Source organism: Salinispora fenicalii (assembly GCF_000514815.1).
In the GTDB taxonomy this organism is placed as follows: domain Bacteria; phylum Actinomycetota; class Actinomycetes; order Mycobacteriales; family Micromonosporaceae; genus Micromonospora; species Micromonospora fenicalii.
In genome coordinates, this window is sequence record NZ_AZWQ01000025.1 from 70560 (window position 1) to 94309 (window position 23750).

At 68.5% G+C, this 23750-nt stretch carries 29 protein-coding genes; 14 read left to right on the forward strand and 15 right to left on the reverse strand.

The features are described 5' to 3' along the window. Positions 1 to 97 precede the first annotated feature (97 nt). Positions 98 to 1759, reverse strand: a complete 1662-nt coding sequence (locus tag B116_RS0114220; RefSeq protein WP_027660458.1) for a hypothetical protein — start codon at positions 1757 to 1759, stop codon at positions 98 to 100. 488 nt (positions 1760 to 2247) lie between these two features. Between B116_RS0114220 and B116_RS0114225 the strand changes: the two genes are divergently transcribed. The 4 genes from B116_RS0114225 to B116_RS0114240 all read left to right on the forward strand — a co-directional run bounded on the left by B116_RS0114225 (position 2248) and on the right by B116_RS0114240 (position 4825). Beyond that, positions 2248 to 2592, forward strand: a complete 345-nt coding sequence (locus tag B116_RS0114225) for an ArsR/SmtB family transcription factor (protein WP_018720332.1) — start codon at positions 2248 to 2250, stop codon at positions 2590 to 2592. Beyond that, positions 2589 to 3056 carry an SRPBCC family protein gene (locus tag B116_RS0114230; RefSeq protein ID WP_018720333.1) on the forward strand — a complete coding sequence of 156 codons (468 nt, stop codon included), beginning with the start codon at positions 2589 to 2591 and terminating at the stop codon, positions 3054 to 3056. The genes B116_RS0114225 and B116_RS0114230 overlap by 4 nt, the downstream gene beginning before the upstream one ends. Before the next feature lie 128 nt (positions 3057 to 3184). Continuing rightward, positions 3185 to 4156, forward strand: a complete 972-nt coding sequence (locus B116_RS0114235) for a YHYH protein (protein ID WP_027660459.1) — start codon at positions 3185 to 3187, stop codon at positions 4154 to 4156. Positions 4157 to 4276: 120 nt separating this feature from the next. After that, positions 4277 to 4825 (forward strand): dihydrofolate reductase family protein, encoded by a 549-nt coding sequence (locus tag B116_RS0114240; RefSeq protein WP_027660460.1) that lies wholly within the window; start codon positions 4277 to 4279, stop codon positions 4823 to 4825. 11 nt (positions 4826 to 4836) lie between these two features. Here B116_RS0114240 and B116_RS0114245 read toward each other — a convergent pair whose 3' ends face one another. From B116_RS0114245 to B116_RS0114285, 9 genes are all read right to left on the reverse strand, one after another. Beyond that, complete coding sequence (locus B116_RS0114245; RefSeq protein ID WP_018720336.1) at positions 4837 to 5565, reverse strand: lysophospholipid acyltransferase family protein; 729 nt, start codon at positions 5563 to 5565, stop codon at positions 4837 to 4839. A gap of 117 nt (positions 5566 to 5682) precedes the next feature. Continuing rightward, positions 5683 to 7740: an amylo-alpha-1,6-glucosidase gene (locus B116_RS0114250; RefSeq protein ID WP_027660461.1), complete on the reverse strand. Its 2058-nt coding sequence runs from the start codon at positions 7738 to 7740 to the stop codon at positions 5683 to 5685. Beyond that, a complete protein-coding gene (locus tag B116_RS0114255; protein WP_027660462.1) occupies positions 7740 to 8111 on the reverse strand; it encodes an SCP2 sterol-binding domain-containing protein in 372 nt (123 codons plus the stop codon). Before B116_RS0114255 ends, B116_RS0114250 begins: the two co-directional genes overlap by 1 nt. A 142-nt stretch (positions 8112 to 8253) precedes the next feature. Further along, positions 8254 to 8670 carry a CBS domain-containing protein gene (locus B116_RS0114260; protein WP_026321373.1) on the reverse strand — a complete coding sequence of 139 codons (417 nt, stop codon included), beginning with the start codon at positions 8668 to 8670 and terminating at the stop codon, positions 8254 to 8256. An 82-nt stretch (positions 8671 to 8752) separates the two neighbouring features. Further along, the gene (locus B116_RS0114265; RefSeq protein WP_018720340.1) at positions 8753 to 9190 is read right to left on the reverse strand and encodes a PPOX class F420-dependent oxidoreductase; all 438 of its coding nucleotides are present in this window, start codon (positions 9188 to 9190) and stop codon (positions 8753 to 8755) included. 81 nt (positions 9191 to 9271) lie between these two features. Then, positions 9272 to 10297 carry an aspartate-semialdehyde dehydrogenase gene (locus tag B116_RS0114270; RefSeq protein WP_027660463.1) on the reverse strand — a complete coding sequence of 342 codons (1026 nt, stop codon included), beginning with the start codon at positions 10295 to 10297 and terminating at the stop codon, positions 9272 to 9274. A gap of 81 nt (positions 10298 to 10378) precedes the next feature. Continuing rightward, entirely contained in the window at positions 10379 to 11725 is a 1347-nt protein-coding gene (locus B116_RS0114275; RefSeq protein ID WP_018720342.1) for a M16 family metallopeptidase, read from the reverse strand. After that, the gene (locus B116_RS0114280) at positions 11722 to 13014 is read right to left on the reverse strand and encodes a M16 family metallopeptidase (RefSeq protein ID WP_018720343.1); all 1293 of its coding nucleotides are present in this window, start codon (positions 13012 to 13014) and stop codon (positions 11722 to 11724) included. The genes B116_RS0114275 and B116_RS0114280 overlap by 4 nt, the downstream gene beginning before the upstream one ends. A 126-nt stretch (positions 13015 to 13140) precedes the next feature. Continuing rightward, positions 13141 to 14292, reverse strand: coding sequence for an alkaline phosphatase PhoX (locus tag B116_RS0114285; RefSeq protein ID WP_027660464.1), 1152 nt, complete (start codon positions 14290 to 14292; stop codon positions 13141 to 13143). A gap of 307 nt (positions 14293 to 14599) precedes the next feature. Between B116_RS0114285 and B116_RS0114290 the strand changes: the two genes are divergently transcribed. The 3 genes from B116_RS0114290 (at position 14600) to B116_RS0114300 (ending at position 16276) form a co-directional block, all read left to right on the forward strand. Continuing rightward, positions 14600 to 15697: a 3-deoxy-7-phosphoheptulonate synthase gene (locus B116_RS0114290; protein ID WP_027660465.1), complete on the forward strand. Its 1098-nt coding sequence runs from the start codon at positions 14600 to 14602 to the stop codon at positions 15695 to 15697. 39 nt (positions 15698 to 15736) lie between these two features. Beyond that, positions 15737 to 15982, forward strand: a complete 246-nt coding sequence (locus B116_RS0114295) for a hypothetical protein (RefSeq protein ID WP_188116029.1) — start codon at positions 15737 to 15739, stop codon at positions 15980 to 15982. An 87-nt stretch (positions 15983 to 16069) separates the two neighbouring features. Next, positions 16070 to 16276 carry a hypothetical protein gene (locus B116_RS0114300; RefSeq protein ID WP_018720347.1) on the forward strand — a complete coding sequence of 69 codons (207 nt, stop codon included), beginning with the start codon at positions 16070 to 16072 and terminating at the stop codon, positions 16274 to 16276. 67 nt (positions 16277 to 16343) lie between these two features. Here B116_RS0114300 and B116_RS0114305 read toward each other — a convergent pair whose 3' ends face one another. The 3 genes from B116_RS0114305 to B116_RS0114315 are packed head-to-tail and all read right to left on the reverse strand — an operon-like array spanning position 16344 to position 17561. After that, complete coding sequence (locus tag B116_RS0114305) at positions 16344 to 16871, reverse strand: DUF1360 domain-containing protein (RefSeq protein WP_027660467.1); 528 nt, start codon at positions 16869 to 16871, stop codon at positions 16344 to 16346. 49 nt (positions 16872 to 16920) lie between these two features. Beyond that, positions 16921 to 17238: a hypothetical protein gene (locus tag B116_RS0114310; RefSeq protein ID WP_018720349.1), complete on the reverse strand. Its 318-nt coding sequence runs from the start codon at positions 17236 to 17238 to the stop codon at positions 16921 to 16923. Next, the gene (locus B116_RS0114315; RefSeq protein WP_018720350.1) at positions 17238 to 17561 is read right to left on the reverse strand and encodes a DUF6158 family protein; all 324 of its coding nucleotides are present in this window, start codon (positions 17559 to 17561) and stop codon (positions 17238 to 17240) included. Before B116_RS0114315 ends, B116_RS0114310 begins: the two co-directional genes overlap by 1 nt. A 121-nt stretch (positions 17562 to 17682) precedes the next feature. Here B116_RS0114315 and B116_RS0114320 point away from each other — a divergent pair, with 121 nt between their 5' ends. The 3 genes from B116_RS0114320 (at position 17683) to B116_RS0114330 (ending at position 19617) form a co-directional block, all read left to right on the forward strand. Beyond that, positions 17683 to 18096 (forward strand): hypothetical protein, encoded by a 414-nt coding sequence (locus B116_RS0114320; RefSeq protein ID WP_027660468.1) that lies wholly within the window; start codon positions 17683 to 17685, stop codon positions 18094 to 18096. 24 nt (positions 18097 to 18120) lie between these two features. Further along, complete coding sequence (locus tag B116_RS0114325) at positions 18121 to 18456, forward strand: DUF3817 domain-containing protein (RefSeq protein WP_027660469.1); 336 nt, start codon at positions 18121 to 18123, stop codon at positions 18454 to 18456. Between the two features lie 180 nt (positions 18457 to 18636). Further along, complete coding sequence (locus tag B116_RS0114330; RefSeq protein WP_027660470.1) at positions 18637 to 19617, forward strand: C40 family peptidase; 981 nt, start codon at positions 18637 to 18639, stop codon at positions 19615 to 19617. A gap of 58 nt (positions 19618 to 19675) precedes the next feature. Here the strand turns inward: B116_RS0114330 and B116_RS0114335 are convergent, their stop codons facing one another. Both B116_RS0114335 and B116_RS0114345 read right to left on the reverse strand, forming a co-directional pair. Further along, a complete protein-coding gene (locus tag B116_RS0114335) occupies positions 19676 to 20668 on the reverse strand; it encodes a sigma-70 family RNA polymerase sigma factor (protein WP_026321375.1) in 993 nt (330 codons plus the stop codon). A gap of 422 nt (positions 20669 to 21090) precedes the next feature. Further along, positions 21091 to 21810, reverse strand: a complete 720-nt coding sequence (locus B116_RS0114345; RefSeq protein ID WP_397540749.1) for a dTMP kinase — start codon at positions 21808 to 21810, stop codon at positions 21091 to 21093. Positions 21811 to 21969: 159 nt separating this feature from the next. Between B116_RS0114345 and B116_RS0114350 the strand changes: the two genes are divergently transcribed. Genes B116_RS0114350 through B116_RS27840 form a run of 4 tightly spaced genes read left to right on the forward strand, consistent with a single transcriptional unit; the run spans position 21970 to position 23750 of the window. Continuing rightward, the gene (locus B116_RS0114350; protein ID WP_018720357.1) at positions 21970 to 22554 is read left to right on the forward strand and encodes a nucleotidyltransferase family protein; all 585 of its coding nucleotides are present in this window, start codon (positions 21970 to 21972) and stop codon (positions 22552 to 22554) included. Continuing rightward, positions 22551 to 22829 (forward strand): hypothetical protein, encoded by a 279-nt coding sequence (locus B116_RS0114355; RefSeq protein WP_018720358.1) that lies wholly within the window; start codon positions 22551 to 22553, stop codon positions 22827 to 22829. Before B116_RS0114350 ends, B116_RS0114355 begins: the two co-directional genes overlap by 4 nt. A gap of 10 nt (positions 22830 to 22839) precedes the next feature. Beyond that, positions 22840 to 23616: a metallophosphoesterase family protein gene (locus B116_RS0114360; protein WP_018720359.1), complete on the forward strand. Its 777-nt coding sequence runs from the start codon at positions 22840 to 22842 to the stop codon at positions 23614 to 23616. Beyond that, positions 23607 to 23750 (forward strand): GPGG-motif small membrane protein, encoded by a 144-nt coding sequence (locus tag B116_RS27840; RefSeq protein WP_018720360.1) that lies wholly within the window; start codon positions 23607 to 23609, stop codon positions 23748 to 23750. The genes B116_RS0114360 and B116_RS27840 overlap by 10 nt, the downstream gene beginning before the upstream one ends.

Genomic DNA, 23750 nt, shown 5'->3' on the forward strand with positions numbered 1-23750 from the left:
AGAATCCCCAGCCCGATCTCGCAGGGCTGGGGATTCTCGTTCGCTACCCGCTGTTCAGCCGTTCAGCCGCCGATCAGCCGATCAGCCGATCAGCCGATCAGCCGAAGCAGTTTTCGATCGGGTCCGGGCTGCCCTCGCAGTTGGTCGGGGTGTTGCCCTTGATCGCGGACTTGTTGTCCACCGTGACCTCGCCCCGCTCGTTGAACATGCCACCGGGTGCGATCTTGGAGAGGTTGCGTGACACCTTCGTCTTCGACAGGTCAACCTCGCCGCGTACGTTGTAGACGCCGCCAGTGCTGTTACCGGCAAAGTTGTCGGAGATCGTGCTGTCGCGGAAGGTCACCTCGCTCCGGTGGTTGTACGCACCGGCACCGTCAACCGCCCTGTTCTTCTTGATCTCGCTCTTCACCACGTTGGCGACGGTGCCGTCCCGCAAGCTGAGGCCGCCACCATACATGAAGGTGATGTTATCAATTACCTCTGTTTCCTTTACGTCGAGGCTGCTCCTGCCGGCTGCCGAGATGCCGCCACCGGATCCATTCGCCACGTTCCGAATGACCCGTGACTGGTCGATCATGGTGTTGCCGCCGAAATCGGACAGGCCGCCACCAGGGCCGAACGTCGCGTTGTTGAAGATCTCGGTCTTTTCGATCCAGACTGTGCCGCCTTTAATATCCCGGCGCTCCTCATCGGCAAACTTCGCACCGTTTGCGATGCCACCACCGGCCAAGATGGCGTTGTTGGTCTTCACCGTGGACTTGCTGGTTCTCAGCACACCCGCGTTGAAGATCCCACCACCCTGCAGCAGAGAGGTGTTTCCGTCTGCCGTGGTGTGGTAGAGCTCCGTCTTGCCGAAGTTGGCGATCCCGCCCCCGACTCCACCAGCCTGGTTGTCGACGAAGTGGGTCTTCTCAAATTCAGCCGTGCCCCCGTCCTGCACCAGGACACCACCGCCGTCGTTCGAGTGCCGTTCGTGGTGGTCGGGCTTGGCACCTTTGCCGCAGTCTCCGCATACGGGCATAGCACCCGGGTCGCCGTCCTGGGGCGCGTCCGCCGAGTTCGAGAAGGGGGGCATCCCCCCGGGATCCGCAGCCCCATCAACCGGAACGTCGGTCGCCAGCGGACCCACCTGGCCACCCTTGATGACCAGATCCTTGACCTTCAGGTGTCCACTCCGGCCGACGTTGAGAATCCGGAAGTTGTCAGCTTGGCCATCCCGGACGATTTTGGTGTTGTCGCCGAGGAGCGTGATGCGTTCCTCGATGATCGGCAGGCCGTTGCCCTCGTCGTCGGAACGGGTCAACGTGTAGGTGCAGTCCTTCGCCAACTCCAGTACGCCACCCTGGTTGTTGTTGGCATAGACAATCGCCTGAATCAGCTTGTCGGTCTTACAGGGCACCTCCTTCCCCCGCTTCTTCTTCCCCCGATCCCCCGCGTCGCGGTTGCCGTCCCAGTCACCCCCGCGGCGGTCTTCCCAACCGCCCTCGCGGTGGTCTTCCCAGCCGCCCTCGCGGCCCTCTTCCCAGCCGCCCTCGCGGCCCTCGTGTCCTTCGCCGCCCGCGTCGGCGCCCTGACCGCCGCTGCTGGCGATCTGGGCCGCATTCTGGGCCAGGTCCCGGGCGCCGGCTCCGACCCCGGTGAGACCAACCGCGGCGATGCTGACCGCCCCGGTGAGACCGGCGGCGATCCAGAGCTTGCGTCGCCGCTTCGACGCGGCCTGCGGGTTGACGGCATTGTTCTGAGCTTGGTAGTTGGACATTGAGCTCTCTGCCCTCTCCTCATACCAGAAAGGGACATATCACGTAAAGGTGAACGCCCCTGCTACAAACTGGTTGTAGCCCCCAGAAGCACAGTATGAGAACCTTTCTCGTTTTGTGGGCTTACCTCGAGTAAACCCACAAACGGCTTACCGCAGGGCGTTCAGGACGATCACCAACACCGGAATCAGGTGGTACTTCCCTGTAAGGCGACTACTGCACTAACTGGGCCGAGAGTGCCATTACGACCCATTAAACAGCCCATGACCGACATGCGACCCTTCAGCCATCGCACACCGTATCGGCATTGCGAAGAAATTCTTCGAGCGCGTGAACCGCGGCAACGAAGCCGCCACGCTCTCCGCCCGGCATGCCTCCCGCTGAGGGCAGGCGGCCTTGGGGCCGGAAGCGACGCACTTGTAGATCTTCAGGCAGCTCGACCACACCATACTCGTTGAACTCAGGGGTTCAGTGTCATAAAGTGAACTGCATGGTTCACCAACATGTCCTAGACCGGGTGTTCGCCTCGCTGGCCGATCCGACCCGCCGCGGCATTCTGATCCGGCTCGGCGAGGGCCCGGCCACCATCGGCGAGCTCGCCGAGCCCACCGGGATGAGCCTGACCGGCATGAAGAAGCACGTCCAGGTGCTCGAAGACGCCGGGCTCGTCGTCACTGAGAAGGTTGGCCGTTCACGTCAGTGCCGCCTCGGCGCTGCGCCCCTGGACGAGGCGATGGCCTGGATCGGCTTCTACCAACGGCTCTGGGCCCGCCGCCTCGACGGGCTCGACGTCTATCTCACTCTCCAGCCCGGCCCGAAGGGACAGAACTCATGACGCTCGACATGCAGATGACGCGACACCTGCCCGCGACACCCGAGGAGGTCTTCGACGCGTACACGGACGCCGAGAAGCAGAAGATCTGGTTCACCATCCTCGACGAACAGCCCGACATCCTCGAGATCGAGGTCGATCTTCGGGTTGGTGGACAGCAGACCGCGGTGTGGGGACCCAGCCCCGACATGCTGTTCCGGGAAACACAGACATTCCTCGAGATCGACCGCCCACACCGCCTCGTCACCGAGTCCACCGGCGCCAGCCCGGACGGCATGACCATGACAACCCGCATCGAGGTTACGTTCGAAGAAAAGGACGGCGGCACCCTGATGACCGTCGTCCAGAGCGGCTTCCCGACTCCCGAGGTCCGGGACTACTTCGCCAACGAGGGGTGGGACGGAGTACTCGCCCGGATCGAGGCGTTCCTGACCCGTCAGCGCGGAACCGAGCCTGCTGATGCCTAGGCCTTCCCGACGAGTGGCGTCCACCCGCGCCCGGAAACCACACTAGCCTGAGATGCCTCGGTGCTGAATCCAGCTAGTACACAGGTAGCGCACAGCAAACACCTGAAGTCAGCAGCCACAGTGCGGGTATGACTTCTCCTCGATCCGGCTCTGGTCGACCCACCCGCCGCGTCTTCCTACTCGGTGGGCTCGCCGCCGCCCTCGGGGTCTCGGCGTGTGGCCGGACGACGGTCACCGGAGTCGACGCCCCCTCGGCGTCAGCCGCCTCCATCGACACACCGACCACCCCGGTGTCGACCGAGCTGACCGGTAGCTACTCGATCGCCGACAGCGCCACCGGAACGCAGATCGACGTGACGGTCGCTGGGGACAGTCGGATCATCCGTGCCAACGGACTGCCGAACCACCCAAGGGGTAGCTTCCCGAACGCGAACAACCCCCACACCGTCTCCGCCCAGGCGTACGAGTTTCAGCTACCGCTGCACGGCACGCGGGCCGGTAGCCCCACCCGGTTTGTCCTGCCGCAGCCCTTCGGCATCGCGGTCAACGGGGTCCCCTTCGATCCCCTCGCCGCCGAGTGGTACCGACGGGACCCGGCCTCCGGCTGGACAATCGAGGCGATCGGGCCCAAGACAACCCTCGGCCTGGACGACAACAACGCCCACGTCCAGCCGACCGGGGCGTACCACTACCACGGCCTGCCCACGGCTCTCGCCGATCAGCGGGACCCGAGCCGCCATTCTCCGCTGCTCGGCTGGGCCGGCGACGGCTTCCCCATCTACGCGGGACTGGGCTACCGCGACGCCATGGACCCGACCTCCGGGATCGTCGAGTTGACCTCCTCGTACCGGCTGCGCTCCGGCCTGCGCCCAAATGGCCCGGGCGGCGCGTACGACGGCACGTACACCGAGGATTTCGAGTTTGTGGTGGGCCACGGCGGACTGGACGCGGCCAACGGTCGACACGGGGTCACGCCCGAGTACCCCGACGGCACCTACTACTACGTCCTCACCGACACGTTCCCGTTCATCCCACGACAGTTCGTCGGCACCCTCGCGGAGAGCTTCCACCGCACGGGACGCGGGGGTGGGCCTCGGTAGTCGGTGACCGGATCCGTTGCCGACTGCCGTCGATGGTTCCGCTACCCATGCGCCCCGGAGCCGTTTGTCATACCGGAGTTCGACACTCAGTCGACCGAACCGACAATCCGGGGAGCTTCCATGCGCAAGGTCGTGCTCTACACGCTGATGTCGATGGACGGGGTGGTGGAGGCACCCGACCGCTACATCTTCACCTTCGACGAGGTGATGTACGCCAACCTCGCCCGCACGATCAAGGCCCAGGACACCGTGCTGCTCGGCCGACGGACCTACGACGAGTGGGCGCCGTACTGGCCGACGGCGGAGGAACAGCCCTTCGCCGACTTCATCAACGCGGTGCCGAAGTTCCTCATCAGCTCGGCGACTCCGACAGTGCCGTGGGCCAACACCACGGTCCACTCAGGCTCGGTCGCCGATCTCGTGCGCCGGCTCAAGGAGCGTCCAGGTGGCGACATCGGCGTCCACGGCAGCATTCGCCTCGCCCAGTCCCTACTGGCGGAAAGTCTGGTTGACGAGCTCCGGCTCGTCATCGCCCCGGCGGTGCTGGGCTCCGGACGACGACTGCTCGGCGAGGGTGACGAGCAGCTACGGCAGTGGAATCTGCTGCGGCTGGAGGGAACCCCCTCCGGCGCCGTGCTCGCCGACTACGAGCTCAACAGAACCCGCTGAACCCGAGCGGTTCAGGAGCGATCCAGGACGGCCGCCTCGGCAGGGGTGGGTGCGCCGCCGCCGAGGTGCGCCGGGAGCCACCAGTTGTCGTCGGGGCCGGCCGGGCTCTCCGGGTACTCGCGTTGGGCCCGGTCAACCAGGGTGCTCAGCCGCTCGGCCAGGTCGGTGTTCATCGCGTTCGCGTCCGGGTAGGCAGCCGGATCCATCGGCTCCCCGACCAGGATGGAGATCGGGGTGTGCCGCCGGCTGAGGGTGCGTGGCCGTCCCTTGGTCCAGAGCCGCTGGGTTCCCCAGAGCGCCACCGGCAGCACCGGCACGTCGGCATCCTGGGCCATCCGGGTCGCGCCGCTCTTGAGGTGCTTGACGGTGAACGACCGGCTGATCGTCGCCTCGGGAAAGACCCCGACCACCTCGCCCCGCCGCAGCGCGGTGACCGCCTCGACGTAGGAGCCGCTGCCGGCCCGCCGATCGACCGGGATGTGCCGCATCGCCCGCATCAACGGCCCGGAGATTCGGTGCGTGAACACGGACTTCTTGGCCATGAACCGGACCAGCCGCTTCGACTTGCGCGCGCCCAGCCCGCAGAAGATGAAGTCGAGGTAGCTGACGTGGTTGCTGGCCAGGACAGCTCCACCGGTACGGGGAACGTGGTGGGCACCCTCGATAGTGATTTTCAGGTCGAGTACCCGGAACATCGTCTGGGCGGCGGCGATCACGGGCGGATACACGAGTTCCGGCATCCGCTGACCTTACCCCGGGTCAGCGGACCGCCCGGTAGGTGGAAGCCGTGTCTGCTTTCGGCTGCCGGCCCCGACTACAGCCGCCAATGGCGGTCCCGAAGGCGGGGCCCGCGCCCCTCAGTCGCCGTGCTGGCGCAGGTCGAGCCGGCCGCGGGCGAACGCGTCCACTCGACCCCACCGGCCCGGGATGTCCAGCACCTCGATCCGCCCCATCCCCGCTGGTAGACGCGGCTCGACAACCAGGTGGCCCTGGTGTGGCTCCAACCCGAGCATCGTCCGCAGCAGCAACAGCGGGGCGCCGGTGGACCAGGCCTGGGGCGTACACGCGGTCGGGTACTCGACCGGGAACTTGGTTAGCTCCCGTGGGTAGCCGCCGAACGCCTCCGGCAGCCGACCGTCGAAGTAGCGGGCGGCGTCGAGGATGCCGCTGGCGACCGTCGCCGCCTCCTCCGCGAAGCCGTACTTGCGCAGGCCCCAGGCGACAAACGAGTTGTCGAACGGCCAGATGGTGCCGTTGTGATAGCCGATTGGGTTGTATCGGGCCTCCCCCTTGGCCAGCGTTCGAACTCCCCAGCCGGAGAAGAGCCGTGGCCCAACCAGGTGTTCGGCGATTCTCGGGGCTCGCTCGTCGGCAACGATTCCGCTCCACAGCAGATGCCCGATGTTGGAGCTGAGCACGTCGCACTGCCGACCGTCCGGGTCCAGAGCGAGTGCGTAGTACCCGCCGTCCTCCACCCACCACTCACGGTTGAACCGTTCCTTGAGGTCGGCCGCCTCCCGCTCCAGCTGCTCGGCGAAGGCCGGGTCGTCCCAGAACTCGCGGGCCAGCCGAGCCGCCCGCACCTTCGCGTCGTACGCGTATCCCTGCACCTCGCAGGTGGCGCGGGGAAACGGCGGCAGGGTGCCGTCCCGGTAGGAGATGGAGTCCCAGGAGTCCTTCCAGCACTGGTTCTCCAGCCCGGTGTCGGTGTTGCGTCGTTCGTACCAGATGTAGCCATTGCCTACCAGGTCGGCGTAGTCATCGATCCACTTCAACGCAGCCCGACACTCGACCTGCAACGCCCGCACCAGATCGGCGTCCCCACTCCACCGCTCGTACTCGTCGAGGAGCACAAGGAACAGCGGGGTCGCGTCCACCGAGCCGTAGTACGGCGAGTGTGGCTGCTCCTCGAAGGCCGCCGTCTCGCCGTACCGCATCTCGTGCAGAATCCGACCCGGATCCTCCTCCCGGAAGTCGTCGAAGCGGGTGCCCTGAAGCGCGGCGAGGATCTGTAGCGTCGTCTTGGACAACTCTGGGGTGAACGGCAGTACCTGCAGGCAGGTCAGGATGCTGTCCCGGCCGAACATGGTCATGAACCATGGCAGGCCGGCGGCCGGTAGCGCCGCCCCACCCAGCGAGAACGGAACGAAGCGCAGCGCCGCCAGGTCGACCAGGCAGCGGCGGTACGTCGCGGTCAGATCCTCGCGTTCACTGTTGACCTGGGGAGCGTTCGCGATCCACTCCTTGAGGTCCTGTTCCAGGGCGAGCCGCTCGTCGCCGTGCGCACGCAGGCCCCGGCGCAGGTCCCGGCCGCCGGGGCCGAGGGTCAGGGTCCGGACGTCGATCTCCGCCACCCACTGCTCATTCGCGGCCAGGTGGAGGGTGTACGCGAAGCCACCCTGGTCGAACTGCGCCGGCACCGACGAGGTGATCATGGTTTCGCGCCGGAAATTGCCACGCCGGTAGCCCAGCCGCAGCCGGTCCGACTCGGCCTCGGTGTAGATCTCACCCTGCTTACTCAGCCGGTCGTCCTTGATCTCGAACAGGTCGGCGAAATCGGCTGCCGCCGCCATCCGGACCTCCAGCTCGACCGGATTCTCGTCGTGATTGAGAATGGTGAGCGTCTCCCGGAAGCTTCCCCCCACGGCCCGTTCCCGGACGACCGAGAGCTTGGCGTCCACGTAGTGTGTCGCCGCCCCCGGCACCAGGAAGAACCGCGCCTCGTAATATTGCAGGTCATCATAGGAGAGCGGGTTTAGCCGCTCGCCGTTGACCGTCAGCACCCAGGTGGACAGGAAACGGGTGTCGAGCGAGAAGAGACCGGTCGGCTCGTTCGGCGTCGCCTCGATGTCCCCACTCTCCGCGGAGACCACGAAGGTATTGCCGTCGAGGATGCGCACCGTGTTTCCCGGCATCAACGAACCTCCCGCTCGACGACTCGACGCGGCCCACGCGAGCGTGGGTCGCCGGGAAAGAGCCGCTCTACCTGGACGAAGAGCCGTGGATCGCCGCTGACCGTCAGGTCGCCCCGCAGGCTGGCGGCGATGCCGTGCTCCCGGCCGGCGGCCAGCTCCTCAAAGAGCTCTGGGCTGAGCCCGATCACCGCGTCGGCCGCACGATCCTCCCGGCTCACCCGCAACTGCCCCCGGTCGATCCGGACGAACCAGTGGGACGTGTGCGCCCCCTCGTGCAGGTCGAACCGGACCGTCGCGGTGATCTTCATCAGCAGCGGCTCGCAGCCTCGCCGGTCGAGATCCTTGAAGAAGGCCGTGGTCGCTTCCGACATGGGTCTCCCCTCCCGCCGGCCCCGCACCCACGAACGATGGGCTCCCCTGGCACATTCCGACGTGCCGGCACCTCCACGCACGGGTCCCCCGATCCGGAGCGGCTAACCCCGCCCGGACCGGGTAAAACGCGGCCGGGCCGCGCTAGTTGTTTGGGTCGTCCGCGCTGATGTCCGCGAGCACCGACTGCGGTTCCCGCTCCACTGCCAGGTCCCCCATCGACACCAGCCCAATCAGCTGCCCGTCCTCGACCACCGGCAGGCGACGCACCGCGTACGTGCGCATCAGGTCGGCGGCGGCCACGGCATCGTCGTACTGGCTGACCGTGATCACATCTCGGGTGGTGATCTCGTTCAACCGGGTGGAGGCCGGGTTCATGTTCTCCGCCACCGCCCGAACCGTAATGTCACGGTCTGTCACGATACCGACCACCTCGTCGCCGTCCGTGACCACGACGTCCCCGATGGCGCAATCCCGCATCTCCTGAGCGGCCGCGATGAGCGTGTCGTTGCCGTCCATCGTCACCAACCGGGTCGTCATGAACTCTCCGACCGTTGTCATGGTGCTCCCCTCTCGCTGTCGGCACCGCGGACTACCCCCACCAGGCGGCAGGTAACGAGCCCGGACGCGATGGGGTGGCCGCTCAGCCGCGCGGAGGAAGGCCGTAGACGCGCTCGATGTGCAGCCGCAACACCAGCCGGCGCTGCGCCACCATCTCCCGGCGGAACTCGTCCCAGTCCGGGTGTTCACCCTGCATCGCCTGGTAGAGGGCGACCAGCTCCTCGACCGTGGGATCGTCCACCTGCTCGGCGACCGGAGTCAGCTCGGCCCGCCCCTCGGCGACCGCGAACGCCCAGCCGGCGCCGCTGCTGACGTGGAAGCTGGCCCGCGGATCCCGCCGCAGGTTGGCGACCTTGGCCCGGCTATCGGTGACCGAAATCCGGATCAGCCCGGCCGCCGGGTCGTACTGGTAGAGCACGGTGGAGAGCTGCGCTGGCCGGTCCCGCCGCAGCGTCGCCAACACACCCATCCGGTGCTCCGCGAGAAGCTTGAGCAGCGGCGCCTGGCTCTGGTCGGTCACGGTTGCCTCCCTCGTCGGGTCACCCACAATCCAAACACGTCGGCGCCGCCCCGGGGGTGGGAGCGGCGCCGACAGTGCGACTCAGGCGCGCTCGGCGGCGACCAATTCGGCGATCTGTACGGCGTTGAGCGCCGCCCCCTTGCGCAGGTTGTCGTTGGCGCAGAAGAGGGCCAGACCGTGTTCGACGGTCTGGTCGGCGCGGATTCGGCCCACATAGGTCGGGTCCTGACCGGCGGCCTGCAACGGGGTGGGCACCTCGGAGAGGGCGACACCGGGCGCGTCAGCCAGCAATTCCCGGGCCCGCTGCGGGGTGATCGGCCGGGCAAAGCGCGCGTTGACCTGAAGTGAGTGGCCAGTGAAGACGGGTACCCGGACACAGGTGCCGGAGACCTTGAGCTCGGGGATCTCGAGGATCTTGCGGCTCTCGTTCCGCAGCTTCTGCTCCTCGTCGGTCTCCTCGGAGCCGTCGTCAACGATCGACCCGGCGAGCGGGAGCACGTTGAACGCGATCGACTGGGCAAACGACCGGGGCACCGGGAAGTCCACGGCCGCGCCGTCGAAGGTGAGGCCACTGGCGTGCTCGGCCACCTTCCGGACCTGCTCATCCAGCTCTGCCACACCGGCGAGGCCGGCACCGGAGACCGCCTGATATGTCGATACGACGAGACTCACCAGCTCCGCCTCGGCGTGCAGCGGACGCAGCACCGGCATCGCGGCCATCGTGGTGCAGTTCGGGTTGGCGATGATCCCTCGGGGCCGCTGCCGGGCAGCGTGCGGATTCACCTCGGCGACGACGAGTGGCACCGCCGGGTCCATCCGAAAAGCCGACGAGTTGTCGATCACCACAGCTCCGGCTTCGGCGACCCGGGGGGCCAGATCCCGCGCGGTTTCTTTACCGGCCGAGAAGAGAACGATGTCCAGCCCCGAGTAGTCGGCGACGGCGGCGTCCTCCACCAACAGCTCGCCGTCGCGCCATGGCAGGGTCCGCCCCGCCGACCGCGCGGAGGCGAACAGCCGAACCTGTTCCGCGGGGAACTCCCGCTCCGCCAACACCTGCCGCATTACCCCACCGACCTGGCCGGTGGCCCCCACAATGCCGATCCTCATACCCGCGAGGCTACCCAGCCGAGCCCACCAACCAAGAATCCTTTCCCACCGCCCGGACCTGGCGATCCGGGCGGCGGCCGGTCAGCGAGTGCTGGTAACGACCTCCCCCAGCTCGGTCGCTGCCAGCTCGGCCCGGATCAGGTTGGCGTCCCCCTCGACTACCAACGTCAAGCCCTCCGGGTGCAGGTGCGCGGCGGCGGCCGCCGAGACCTCCTCGACCTCAGCAGCGAGCAGCGCCGCACGCAGCCGGGCATGGTAGTCGTCTGGCAGGTCGTGAACGACCAGCGTGGTCAGCGCCGCGGCGATCGCCCGCGGCGTCTGCAACTCGACCGAGAGCTGACCGGCCAGCCAGGAGCGGGCCACCGCCAGCTCCGGCTCGGTCACCCCGGTCTGCTGGGTACGGGTGATCTCGCCGACCGCCTCGACCAGCGCGGGCGCGGTCACCGCGGTCTGCACGCCGGAGCTGACCGCGAACCGCCCGAACCGACGAGACGACACGAAGTCGCCCCGGATCCCATACGTGTAGCCCCGCACCTCACGGATCAGGTGGTTGAGCCGGGAGGTGAAGGCGCCACCGAGAACGGTGCCGGCGAGCCGCATCGGCACGTGGTCGGGGTGTGCGCGGTGCGGCGACGGATGCCCGAGCCGCAGCGTCGACTGCACCGAGCCCGGCCGATCCACCAAAATGATCTTGCTGCTGTCGCGCGGAGTGACCTCGACCGGGCCACCCCGGTCCACCGCGCCGCCACCGGTGCCGGCGAACGCCGTTGCCGCGAGCGCGTCCAGGTCGAGTCGCTCCAGGTCCCCGACGACGATCAGAGTGCCCGGCCGAAGGAACCACTCCGAGTGGAAGATGCGGACGTCCTCGACCTCCAGCGCGGCCACCGTCTCCGGATCTCCGTACAGTGGCCGGCCCCAGCGGTTCTCGGCGCCGAACAGGTCAGCCCGTAGCGCCGCATCGGCCCGCGGGCCCGGATTCGCCCAATCCATGCGCTGGGCGGTCGCCTCATCATCGCGAACCCGCCGGACATCGTCCGGTTCCAGCCGCGGCGTACGCACCGCCTCGGCCAACAGCTCCACGGCGGCGGGCAGCCGATCCACCGGCACCTGCACGCTCACCTGGAAGGAATCCCAGTCCAGGCCGGCCACCAACTCGGTGCCGAGCGCCTCGATGGCCAGCGCGTACGCGGTCGCGTCCCGCTGCGCAGTCCCCTCTTCCAGGGCCTTGGCGAGCACCGTGCCCAGCCCCTCCCGCCCCTGTGGTTCACGGCCAGCACCGGCATCGAGCAGCAACAGCGCCACCGCCAGCGACTGCCCCGGCAGGTGCGCGGCGACCAGTTGCCCACCCGCGACACCGCGGCGGACCACCTGCGGAAACCGGTACGGTCGGGCGGCCCCCGGACCGGGCCGGGTGCTGATCAGCGTCATGAGCTCTCCTCGGGCAGGTAGGTCAGGGTCACCCGGTCGGCGGGGGCGAGCACCTCGGCGGCCACCGCCGCGATCTGGTCGGCGGTCACCGCCAGCCACGCCGGCAGCCGCTCGGCCGCTCGGCGCGGGTCGCCGAACTGTGTCGCGTACCGGCCGAGGGTGTCGGCCCGACCCTCCACGGTCGACATTTGCCGCCACCAGGCGGTGCTGAGCAGGGCCTTGGCTCGGTCCAGTTCCGCGGCGGTAACCGGCACCGTGGCCAACTCGTCCACGACCTCGCCCAACCCGGCGGCCAACCGCTCGGCCGGCACCCCGGGGCGGGCGGTGGCGGTGGCGATCAACGGAGCCGGGGCGTATGCCAGGTCCACCCCGTACGCCCCGACCAGGTCCGGCTGCGCGATCCGCTCCCCGTCGGCGAGCCGTTGGTAGAGCCGGCTGCCCCGCCCGCTGCCGAGGACGGTGGCGAGCACACTGGTCACGTCGTAGCCGGCAGTGCCGAACGGGTGGGTACGGTGCGCGACGTACACCCGGGGCGCGGGAACCTCGGTGACGACCGTCTCCGTCGTCGCCACGCCGGCGCCGGGAACGTGCTGGCCGTCCGGCGCGGCCGGGATCTCCGGTCGGGGTGGGATCGCACCGAAGTACTTCTCGGCCAAGGCGAAGACCTCGGCGGCGGAGGTGTCGCCGACGACCGTGAGAACAGCGTTGTTCGGCGCGTAGTACGCGGTATGGAACGCCTGGAAGGTGGGGAGGTCGGCGGCGTTCAGGTCGGCCATCGAGCCGATCGTGGCGTGATGGTACGGGTGGCCGGGCGGGTAGAGCAGCGGCAACAGCCGCAGCCACGCGTCGCCGTACGGGACGTTCTCGTAGCGCTGCCGTCGCTCGTTCTTAACCACGTCCCGCTGGTTGTCCAGCGTCTCCTGGGTCAACGCCGGCACCAACCCGCCCATCCGGTCGGCCTCAAGCCAGAGGGTCAGCTCCAGGTGCTCGGCGGGGACCGTCTCGAAGTAGTTGGTGCGGTCCGGGTTGGTGGTGGCGTTGAGGGACCCACCACACCCCTGGACCAGCTTCATGTGCTCGGTCTTCGCCACGTTTGTCGAACCCTCGAACATCAGGTGCTCGAAGAGGTGGGCGAAGCCGGTCTGCCCCTCCGGCTCATGCCGGGAGCCGATGTCGTACCAGAGGTTGACGGCCACGGCTGGGGCGGTGCGGTCCTCACTCACCACCACGCGCAGGCCGTTATCCAGTCGGGTCGTCTCGATGGGCCAGGGAAAACCGCTGTCGGGCATGGGAGGACGCTATCCGATCTCCGCGGCGCGCGGACCGCGCGCCGCGGGACCGGGCCCAACACACGGACGGCACACCCCGAGACGGGGCCCGACGCGCTGACTCAGCCACGGGCCCCGCCGACTCGCTCAGCGGAACGGGCCGCGTACCTCGTAGGTGATGCCGCCGGAGGACGATCCGGAGGTGCCGCGCTGAGACGAGAAGTAGAACCGGGTGCCGTCGGGGGAGAACGCCGGGCCGCAGATCTCCGACCGGGACTGACCGGTGATCCGCAGGAACGGAGCGACGACCTCGTCCGGGGTAATGATGTTGATCTCCATGTTGCCGCCATCCTCGGCGACGTAGAGGTCACCGCCGGGAGTGCCGGTGATGTTGTCCACCCCGGTCAGCGGTGCGGTGCCGGAGACCAACGAGTCGTCGTACGCCAGGTCGATGCGCTCGTTGACCGCGTCGTACGCCCAGACCCGGTTGTCCCCCTTCGTGGTGAACCAACAGGTCCCGTCGGCGTACCAGCAGCCCTCCCCGCCGTTGAACCGCTTCGCCCCGGAGACCTGGTCCCGGGTGTACGTCGGCGAGCCGTCCGGGTCGGGCACTGGGGCCCAGGACACCGGGCCGCTGGTGGCGGTGCCAGCCACCAGCACCTCCAGGGTGCCGGCCGAGAGGTCACCCCAGGTCGTCGGCCGGAACCGGTAGAGACAACCGTCCCTCTCATCCTCGGTGAGGTAGATCACCTGACGGCTTGGATCGCAGGCGGCGGCCTCGTGCTTGAACAGACCCATCGCGTCCCGCCGTAGAGCGTTCGCACCACCGGTCGGGTAGGTCTCGTAGACGTAGCCTCGGCTGACCTCCTCGCAGGAGAGCCACGTCTCCCACGGCGTAGCGCCACCCGCGCAGTTCTGCCGTGTGCCCGACAGGATCTGGTAGGCCGAGGCGATGCTGCCGTCGGCGTTGAACCGGATCGCCGACGCACCGCCACCCGGAGTGATCTCCGAGTTCGAGACGTAGATCCAGCCGGCACCGGCGGCGAAGCAGGCGCCGCCGTCGGGCGCGTCATGCCAGGCGTATGCGGTGCCGGTGACGGCCTGCCGGGACCGGGCCACGATCCGACTGGTGAATCCCACGGGTAGCTGGATACCCAAGGCGTCGGCTGACTGCAGGGGGCCGTAGGGGCTCTCGCCAGGCTGGGCGGGGTCGGCCAGCGCGGCACCAGCCCAGAGGCTGCCGGAGAAGGCCGCGGCGCCACCGGCGACGCCAGCGCGAAGCAGAGTACGACGATCCATCGAAACCTCCGGGACAGGGAGTGGTCGGTCGTTGCCGCCACAAACCTATCGATATCGCCATCGAAGCTGGTAAAAATCAGATGAGCTTTTCCGAACGGGCGAGTGGCCATTGCCGTCAAGTCGGGTAGACTCACTGACATGACACGCTCGTATCGATGGTTTAGGCAGCCGGCTCTCCCGCCGGTGACCTCATCGTGAGCTGACGTCACCCGCACGAGCCGGCAAGGCAGGAGCTTCCGCTCCTGCCTTTTTGCGTACGAGCAGCCGGCTCTCCCGGGCACCGGCCCCGGGCACGGTCGGCGAAGGGATGCCCACCGTGACCACCTCCGAGACGAACCGGATCAGCGACCAGCGGATCGACCGCGTAGTGCCGCTGACCACCCCGGCCCTGCTACACCACGAGCTCCCCCTGGACAATCCGCTCACCTCGGCCGTACTTACTGGCAGACGGGCCGTCGGCCGAGTGTTGGACCGCACCGACGACCGCCTCCTGGTAGTGGTCGGCCCTTGTTCGGTGCATGACCCGGTCGCCGCCCTCGCCTACGCGCACCGACTGCGCGAGCTCGCCGATCGGCTCGCCGACGACCTACTCGTGGTGATGCGGGTCTACTTCGAGAAGCCGCGTTCGACCGTCGGTTGGAAGGGACTCATCAACGACCCCGGGCTGGACGGTTCCGGTGATGTGAACACGGGCCTGCGCCGGGCCCGGGCGCTCCTGATCGACGTGCTGCGCCTGGGTCTTCCGGTCGGCTGCGAGTTCCTGGACCCCATCACGCCGCAGTACATCGCCGACACAGTGGCCTGGGGCGCGATCGGCGCCCGGACGGTGGAGAGCCAGGTACACCGCCAGCTCGCCTCCGGCCTGTCCATGCCGATCGGAATGAAGAACCGTCCCGACGGCAGCATCTCCACCGCGGTGGACGCCATCCGGGCGGCCGGCGTGCCGCACGTCTTCCCCGGCATCGACGCCTCCGGCACCCCGGCGATCATGCACACCCGCGGCAACACCGACGGCCACCTGGTGCTCCGCGGCGGCGGTAACCAGCCGAACTACGACGCCGAGTCGGTGAACGACGCGCTGGCGCTGCTGCGCGCCGCCGGGCTTCCCGAACGGCTGGTCATCGACGCCAGCCACGCCAACAGCGGCAAGGACCACCGTAACCAGCCGCTCGTCGCCGCCGACGTGGCCGCCCAACTCGCCGGCGGCCAGCACGGCATTGTCGGCGTCATGCTGGAGAGCTTCCTGCTCCCGGGTCGGCAGGACCTGGACCCGACCCGCGAGCTGACGTACGGGCAGTCGATCACCGATGCCTGCATCGGCTGGGACACCACGGAGGAGGTCCTGACCGACTTGGCGGCCGCCGTGCGCACCCGCCGTCGGGCTCCGGCCGTCACCCCGGTCTGATCGCGGGACGGGTGGTTTACGGGGTACGGCCGCGGGTAGTTGGGCGCCGTGACCGACAACCCACCCGTAACCGCGGTGCCCGAGACCGAGTCGAACCTGCGCCGTCTCGACGACCTACTCGAGGATCTATACCGAGGCCAGGAACGGATCAGTCAGGGCGACATCTACCGGCGGGCGGTCGCCGCCCAGATGCCGGCGGGGCTACTCACCCGCATCGGCGGGCTGCCCGAGGGGGAGTACTCCGTGGACGAGGCGGCCGACCTGCTGGGCGGGTCAGCCACCTAAACGGACCTCCTCCGACGAGCCGGTCCGCAGGCCCGACGATGCCGGGGCGGGTACGCAGCTCGGTGATCCGACGCGAAGGAGAGTGACATGTCCCAGCCCGCCCATCGGCGCTCGGAGCAGCACGAACAGCTCGCGGCTCTCGGCCAGCCACCGGAGGGCCGGGACACGCTGCCGGATCCGGACTTCGCCCGGGAACACGATGTCACGGCAGTCGATCGGGACATCATCACCGGCGCGGACGCCGACGAGCGGGAGGAGGAGTCTCCCCGAGGTTGGTCGGGCGACGAGAGCTGAGTGTGATCGTGGGCGGGGCCGGGCTGCCCGGCCCCGCCCGCGATGGATGTCCTGCTCGGCCGGCTGCCTAATCCTCGCTCCGCTCGGCCGCCCGCTGCGCCATCGCGTGCGCCAGCTGGATGAAGTCCGACGCCGTCATCGCGGTGAGAGCGGTGGCGACGAGACGAGTCAGCCGCGGCGCCAGCACCAGCCCACCGGTGAGCCCGGTAGCTACCCAGACGGCTAGGCAGAATGGGCAACTGAGCAGCTCACCGACGGCGTGCCGGGTGGAGCTGCCCGAGTCGCGCACCTCCTCCATCACCTCGCCGCTGCCGATCGGCCGGGCGTAGCGGGTGAACGGGGCCCGCAGCGGACTGGTCACCGCCTTCTTGGAGAGCAGCCGGCTGAGCTTGTAGGTCGCGATGGCCAGCAGGACCACGTCGGCCGTCGCGGGCCGCTCCGGTACCGGCCGCCGAGTCGCCTTCACCAGCCCAGCGATCGTGGCCGTCACCCCGACGTAGGCGCCCATCGCCACGAGATAGCCGCCGAGCGGTCGGTACTCGTGTGGCGCGTAGGCCCGACGCAGACGGGTCACTTTCGCCTTCAACTCGGTCACCGGTCTCCCTTGATCGGTCGCTGAGCCTCGGCCCGGCGGTTGCGCTCACTCAGCCCGCCTGCAGGTTGTCGACCACTGCTTGGGCGAGGTCTTCCAACGCCTCGTCCACCAGCCGCTCGGCGGTGCCACCAGTCAGGTCGAGCCGGATCCACGCCCCACCGGCGTCGGCTGGGTCAACCCGGATCTCGGCGGTCCAGTCCCCGGTGGCCCGCCAGCGGGCCGTCAGCTCCGCCGGCCGGATGTCAGTAGCCGGCCGGCCGTCGGCGCGAAGCGGCTCGGGGAGCCACGCCGACATCCGGTTCGGATCAATTGCCGTGTTGAACACGACCTCCGGGGGTGCCGAAATGCCCCGCTCTGCCGACGCCATCACGGCTCCCGCAGTCGGCTCGGGTCGACCTCCCGCCCCGGGTGCCGGGCGAGGTACTCGGTCTCGAGCTCGGCGGTCCGGCGCAGGTGGGTGGCGAGCGCCGCGTCGGCGGCGTGCCGCAGGGTGTCCAGCCGCGTTCGGTGCAGGCTGTGCAACTCGCGGATCAGGTCGGCATCGCCGAGTTCGGCAGGATCGATGCCGAGCACCTCGCCGTCGGAGCCCGCAGTGTCGGAGGCCCGGTCGTGCAGGTGATCTCCATCCCATTCGGGCATCCGCTGCTCCGGGCTCGGGTGCTCATCCCGCCGCACGGATCCGGTCATCATCGCCCCCTTCACTGTTCTGGGCTGGCGTCTGGCCGGATGCCCACCCGAGGTCCCGGCAAACCAGCCCGCCGCCAGGACACGGCTGTCGGAACGCGCCACTGCCCCCGGTACCCTCGAGGCCATGAAGCGGCTCTGGACCCCGGCGTGGATCGTGCGTCACGTGGCCATGGTCGTGCTCGTCGTGGGCTTCCTCGGGCTTGGCTGGTGGCAGCTCAGCCGCGCGGCCGGCGGCAATCCGATCAGCTGGGGATACGCCGTGGAGTGGCCGGTTTTCGCCGGCTTCGTCGTCTTCGTCTGGTGGCGGGAGATCCGCCAGGAGCTTCGCGGGCCCGAGACACCGAGCCCAGCGGCGGGGACCACCGGGTCGTCCGCGACCGCCGAGCCAACCCAGCTGGCGGTGCGCCGGCCCATCCGGGTCAGCCGCACGGCGGCCACCAAGCCGGACAGTGACGATCCGGAGCTCACCGCCTACAACCGCTACCTGCGGTGGTTGACCGACAATCCGGGTGCTCGGCCCGGCGACTACCCCGGCTAGGCCGGGTCGGAAGGACGGACGACGGTGGGCGCAGCCCTGACCCGGTACCGCGTGATCGCCTGGATCGTCGGCGTGGTGCTGATCCTACTCATGGTGATCGGAATGCCGCTCAAATACGGCTTCGACTACCCGATCGTGGTGGAGACGGTGGGCCAGGCCCACGGCTTCCTCTACATGGTCTATCTGGTGACTGCCTTCGATCTGTCCCGGCGAGCCGGCTGGCCGTTGTCGCGCATGATCTTGGTGATGTTGGCGGGAACGGTTCCGTTCGTCTCTTTCTTCGCCGAACGGCGGGTGAGCGGGTGGGTGACCGGGCAGGCCGCAGCCCCGGAGCCGGCGACCAACGCCCCCGCCCGATAAAAGTTCACTTACTTCCATTCGGCAACAATCGCCTCCATTTCCCCTGCGGGTCACTTCTGCCCCGGGTTACCTTGTCCCGGTTGGCCCGCTCACACGCTCTTCATCCGGAGGGCGCGGGTCCGGCGCCGCTGGGGCCTGGGCCCCTACCCGGTGGCTGGTGGGGAGAAGGAGCCGTCGCACTTGCCGTCCATCCGAAAACGACTTCCCGCTCTCGCCATCGCGACAATCTCGGCCACGCTGGTCGCACCGGTCGCACCGGTCGCGCCCGCCCAGGCCGAGCCCTCTCCCGCCGAGCTAACCCGGCGGATCGAGAAAGCCTCCGCGGAGCTGGAACAGGTCGTGGAGGCGCACAACGCCCTCGCCGAAGACCTCAAGGCGAACAAAGCCACCCTGACCCGGTTAACCGCCCGGCTGGGTCCGCTCGAGCAGCAGGTCGCGCAGAGCCGGGCTGAGGTCAACCAGCTGGCGGTGGCCGCGTACAAGACCGGTGAACTCGGCACCGCCACCGCGCTACTGAGCCCGGACGACGCCACGACCATACTCAACCGGCTCACCACCGCTGACCGACTCGCCCAGGAACGGCAGAAACGCATCACCGCCTTCGCCAACGACCAGCGTCAGCTCCTCGCGCAGCGGACCCGGCTGGAGGCCGCGGTGGAGAAGGCGGCAGCGCAGGCCCAGAAGCTGGCCAGCACCCGTAAGCGAATCGAGCGCGACCTGGCCGAGCTGTACGAGCTGCGCCGGCAGGCGTACGGCCGGGCAACCGAACCCGCCACGGCCGGCGCGGACCATGCCCGAGCGGCACCATCGGTCTCCGGCGCGGCCGGGGTGGCGGTGCGGTACGCGTACGGGGCGCTGGGCAAGCCCTACCGGTGGGGCGGGGACGGCGGCGCCGGTTACGACTGCTCAGGCCTGACCTCGGCGGCGTGGCGAGCGGCCGGAAAGTCGCTCCCGCACAGCACCCGCCGGCAGTGGAAGGTGGTGGCGCACATCAACCGCCGCGACCTACGCCCCGGCGACCTGGTCTTCTATCGCAGGCTCGGGCATGTCGCCCTCTATGTGGGCAATGGTCAGATCATCGACGCCCCCACCGCGGGCCGCAACGTGGTCAAACGCGACATGCACATCATGCCGATCGTGGGGTATGGCCGGGTCCGCTGACCAACCCCGCCCCGAGTTGCACCGGGCCGGCGTCCCAAGGGACGCCGGCCCGGTGCGCTCAGGCTGCTGCCTGAAGCCCCTCGGCGCGGGCCAGCTCGCGCAGCCGGCCGAGCGCCTGAATCTCTAGCTGCCGGATCCGCTCCCGCGACAGCGAAAAGCGGGAAGCCACCTCGGTCAACGAGTGCTCCCGGCCATCCTCGAGTCCGTACCGCGCACGCATGATGCCCGCCGAACGGTCGTCGAGGTGGCTAAGAAGACCCTCGATGCGCTGCCGCTCCAGGCCGGTGAGGACGATCTCCTCCGGTGACGGCGCGTCGCTGTCGGCGACCAGGTCGCCGAGGTTGGTGTCGCCATCGTCACCGACCGGGGTATCCAACGACACGGTGTCCTGCGACCAGCGAACCAGCTCGTTCACCCGCTCGACGGTGACGCCGAGCGCCGTCGCGATCTGCTCCGGCTCCGGGTCGCTGCCGAGCTCACGGGTGAGCTGCCGGGCCACGTTCCGCATCCGGTTGACATCCTCCACCAGGTGCACCGGCAGCCGTACGGTGCGCTCCTGTTGGGCAATCGCCCGGCTGATCGCCTGGCGGATCCACCAGGTCGCATAGGTAGAGAACTTGAAGCCACGCTCGTAATCGAACTTCTCCACCGCCCGGACCAGACCGGTGTTGCCCTCCTGGATCAGATCCAGCATGGGCATCCCGGAACGGACATACCGCCGGGCGATCGACACGACTAGTCGCAGGTTGGCCCGGATGAACAGATCCTTGGCCCGCACCCCCTCTGCGACCAGCCGTTGGAGCTCCGAACTCTCAACGCCGGCCGGGACGCGGTCCTCGTCGAGCAGATGCTCGGCGTAGAGGCCGGCCTCGATCGCCTTGGAAAGATCAACCTCCGTGGCGGCATCCAGCAACGGCGTCCGGGAAATCTCGTGAAGGTAGACGCCGACCAGGTCGCGCTCCTCGGCAACCTCGTCGGTCCGCATGCCGATATTCTTGTCCACGTTGCCCACGGTCCCCTCGCTCGCGCCGGTTGCCCGGTTCCTTGCCATCCCCACGTCCGCCAGCTCCCTCCCCGTACCTTTCGCTGCTGCTCATCGGCGCTGACACCTGAACAACAGTTGAGACGCGTCAGGGATTCCATATCGTGAGTCGAACGTGTCACGAATGCCTGATAATTAGCTGAGAGCACGATCCATATTTGCTGTCAGCACCTCAGGTAGCGGCCCTGAGCTGAGCACCACGTCCGTTAGCTGGATCGACGGCCGCAGGCCCAGGACAATGGCAACACCACCCCGACCAAGGGCACAGCGACCCGGGTCACCACCGAGCTGCGATCCTGGTCACGCCGGGACATGCCACGGCGGCCCGGTCGGTTCATCCACACCCATGGTGATACCCCAGGCCAGGGTGAACAATCCGTGGGTAGCTTCCAGGCCGGGCCAGCCGGCGACCACCCCACCAGTCTTGCCGATCAATACACCGAAACCCGGGCCGACTTTTCCGCCGACTCCGGCGCCCCGCCCAACCAATCGTGCAGGTGCTCCCAGATCTGTCGGCTCACTTCGTCCGCCGAACGGTCCGCGTCCACCAGCACAAAGGTGGAGTGCTCTGGCAGGCTCCGGTACGCGCGATCCGCCGCAATCAGGTATCGCATGCTCTCGTGGTCAGTGCCGCGCCGCTCGATCCGCCGGTACGCCTCAGCCGGGTCAACGGCGAGCAGGAACGTTACCTGCGGCCGGGGAAAGAGCCGGTAGCCGAGCCGGGCCAACCGCTCCCACCGGTGACCGCCGTGCGCCCGAATGCTCGCGTACTGGCAGGCGGAGTAGCGGTCCATCACCGCGACCCGGCCGGTCAGCCGGCGCCCCAGCAGGGCGGCGGCGATGGCGAGCCAGCGCAGAACGGACTCTGCGACCAAGAGGCCGGCCCGCCCGAGCAGCCGCTGCGCGTCCCGCCGACCCAGCCGCCGTGCCATCCGGCTGAGGAAACGCCGGCCACCGGCGTTGCGATGGTAGGTGGCGGGGAGCCCAGTCTCGGTCAGCGCAGCGGCCAGCCGGTGAGCCTGCGTCGTCTTACCTGAACCGTCGATGCCGATCAGGGCGACGGCCCGCAGTCTGGCCCTACCGCGGCGCAGCCTGGCCCTACCGCGGCGCAGTCGAGCCCTGCCGCTTCGCGCCCCCTTGGAATCGGCCACCCTGCACACGCTATCCGACCCACGCTTCCGCTCATTCGGCCGATCCACCACCTTTGGTAGTGGTTGACGCTCTTCCCGCACGCTGTGCCAGGTGTGGGGGACCACGATGCCGGGTACCGACCTGACACTTCCGCCCGACCACCAGGAACGGAGAGCCAGATGGCCGAGCGCGGGGCCGAGACCCTGGTGCACACGCTGAAGAAGGTTGCCGCCGTGCTCAAGCAGGAAGACATCCCCTTCGCGCTCGGCGGTAGCTTCGCGGTCTACGCGCACGGCGGCCACTCCAGTGAACACGACGTCGACTTCCTGATCCGGGAGGCAGACGTTGACCAGGCCCTGAGTGCCCTGGTCGCGGCCGGCTTCCTCGCCGAGCGCCCGCCCGAGGACTGGCTGGTCAAGGTCTTCGACGACGACCGCGTGGTGGACCTGATCCACCGACCCGTCGAAACCCCGGTGACGGACAAGACCTTCGTCGAGACCATCGTCCGGCCGGTGGACGCGATCCACATGCCGGTGCTCTCGGCGACCCAGCTGATGATGCACAAGCTGCTCAGCTTCTCGCAGCACTACTGCGACTTCGCCCGGGGTCTGCCCCTGGCTCGCTCGCTACGCGAGCAGATCGACTGGGAACGGGTATGCCGGGACACGCGCCACTCGCCGTACGCCGAGGCGTTCCTGGTGCTGCTGGACCGGCTTGAGGTGGTGGCGTACGCCGGCACCCCGGAACGAGAGGGGACACCGTGACCGAGCACCGCGACGTTGACACACGACGAAAGACCGACGAGTACGTGGCTGCCGAGATTCACCGGCTCCTCGCCGAGGACCCCAAGGTCGCCGAGCAGGGCATCACCGTGGTCCGCCGGGAACTCGGCCTGGTGTTGCACGGCGAGGTGGAGAGCGCACAGCGCCGGGACGAGATTCTTCGGCGGGTCGCCGAGCACTTCCCGGAGCTGGCGGTCACCAGCGACATCGGGGTGGTCCGTGCGCAGCCGCCCACGGAAATCGAACAACTGCCCTGAGGGAGGCCCGATGGTGATCCGAATCGCCGCTGTGGGCGACGTGCATTTGGACGAGGACGTGGTCGGCCGCTTCCGGCCGGCCCTTGAGGAGTTGCCGAACCACGCAGACGTGCTGCTGCTCGCCGGTGATCTGACCCGCCACGGCACCGAGGCCGAGGCGCAGTGTGTGGCACGCGAGTTCGGTGGCCTGGGGGTGCCGGTGGTGACCGTACTCGGCAACCACGACTACCAGTGCGATGAGGTACCGCAGGTGGTGGGGGTGCTGGAGGATGCGGGAATCACCGTGCTGGAGGGCAACGGGACGGTGTTGGACTGCGCGGGCAGCCGGCTCGGCATCGCCGGGGTGAAGGGATTCGGAGGTGGCTTCGCCGGGCGCTGCGCCGCCGACTTCGGCGAACCGGAGATGAAGGCGTTCGTGGGAGCCAGCACCGAGAGCGCGGACGCGCTCAAGGCCGCCCTCCATTCCCTCGACTGCGACCTGCTGGTGGCGCTGACCCACTACTCCCCGGTGCCCGACACGCTCGCCGGCGAGCCACCGGAGATCTATGCCTTCCTCGGCTGCTACCAACTTGGCCAGGCGATCGACTCAGCCCCCACCACGCTCGCCCTACACGGACATGCTCATCACGGGACCGAACGCGGCACCACACCCGGAGGAGTGCGGGTGCGTAACGTGGCACACCCGGTAATCAAGCAGGCGTACAGCGTCTTTCACCTGGGTGAGCACCTCGAACCGGGCGAGGTTTCCCGGATGGGCAGCTTGGGTAACCGACCGGCGTGGAGCTGATTCTCTGGTTCATCTCGGTCGTCCTGGTGGCGGCCGGCATTCTCGCCCTGTTCCGGCAGCGGATCCTGTGGGGAATCGTCCTCATCATCGGCGGCCTGCTGGTCGGACCAGGCGGGGTCAACGTTCTCAGCTGA

Bases quoted from the DNA above. Each gene is read 5' to 3' on its own strand.
- B116_RS0114220 (WP_027660458.1), bottom strand. From the start codon at position 1,759: ATGTCCAACTACCAAGCTCAGAACAATGCCGTCAACCCGCAGGCCGCG.
- B116_RS0114225 (WP_018720332.1), top strand. From the start codon at position 2,248: ATGGTTCACCAACATGTCCTAGACCGGGTGTTCGCCTCGCTGGCCGAT.
- B116_RS0114230 (WP_018720333.1), top strand. From the start codon at position 2,589: ATGACGCTCGACATGCAGATGACGCGACACCTGCCCGCGACACCCGAG.
- B116_RS0114235 (WP_027660459.1), top strand. From the start codon at position 3,185: ATGACTTCTCCTCGATCCGGCTCTGGTCGACCCACCCGCCGCGTCTTC.
- B116_RS0114240 (WP_027660460.1), top strand. From the start codon at position 4,277: ATGCGCAAGGTCGTGCTCTACACGCTGATGTCGATGGACGGGGTGGTG.
- B116_RS0114245 (WP_018720336.1), bottom strand. From the start codon at position 5,565: ATGCCGGAACTCGTGTATCCGCCCGTGATCGCCGCCGCCCAGACGATG.
- B116_RS0114250 (WP_027660461.1), bottom strand. From the start codon at position 7,740: ATGCCGGGAAACACGGTGCGCATCCTCGACGGCAATACCTTCGTGGTC.
- B116_RS0114255 (WP_027660462.1), bottom strand. From the start codon at position 8,111: ATGTCGGAAGCGACCACGGCCTTCTTCAAGGATCTCGACCGGCGAGGC.
- B116_RS0114260 (WP_026321373.1), bottom strand. From the start codon at position 8,670: ATGACAACGGTCGGAGAGTTCATGACGACCCGGTTGGTGACGATGGAC.
- B116_RS0114270 (WP_027660463.1), bottom strand. From the start codon at position 10,297: ATGAGGATCGGCATTGTGGGGGCCACCGGCCAGGTCGGTGGGGTAATG.
- B116_RS0114275 (WP_018720342.1), bottom strand. From the start codon at position 11,725: ATGACGCTGATCAGCACCCGGCCCGGTCCGGGGGCCGCCCGACCGTAC.
- B116_RS0114280 (WP_018720343.1), bottom strand. From the start codon at position 13,014: ATGCCCGACAGCGGTTTTCCCTGGCCCATCGAGACGACCCGACTGGAT.
- B116_RS0114285 (WP_027660464.1), bottom strand. From the start codon at position 14,292: ATGGATCGTCGTACTCTGCTTCGCGCTGGCGTCGCCGGTGGCGCCGCG.
- B116_RS0114290 (WP_027660465.1), top strand. From the start codon at position 14,600: ATGCCCACCGTGACCACCTCCGAGACGAACCGGATCAGCGACCAGCGG.
- B116_RS0114300 (WP_018720347.1), top strand. From the start codon at position 16,070: ATGTCCCAGCCCGCCCATCGGCGCTCGGAGCAGCACGAACAGCTCGCG.
- B116_RS0114310 (WP_018720349.1), bottom strand. From the start codon at position 17,238: ATGGCGTCGGCAGAGCGGGGCATTTCGGCACCCCCGGAGGTCGTGTTC.
- B116_RS0114315 (WP_018720350.1), bottom strand. From the start codon at position 17,561: ATGATGACCGGATCCGTGCGGCGGGATGAGCACCCGAGCCCGGAGCAG.
- B116_RS0114320 (WP_027660468.1), top strand. From the start codon at position 17,683: ATGAAGCGGCTCTGGACCCCGGCGTGGATCGTGCGTCACGTGGCCATG.
- B116_RS0114335 (WP_026321375.1), bottom strand. From the start codon at position 20,668: ATGGCAAGGAACCGGGCAACCGGCGCGAGCGAGGGGACCGTGGGCAAC.
- B116_RS0114350 (WP_018720357.1), top strand. From the start codon at position 21,970: ATGGCCGAGCGCGGGGCCGAGACCCTGGTGCACACGCTGAAGAAGGTT.
- B116_RS0114360 (WP_018720359.1), top strand. From the start codon at position 22,840: ATGGTGATCCGAATCGCCGCTGTGGGCGACGTGCATTTGGACGAGGAC.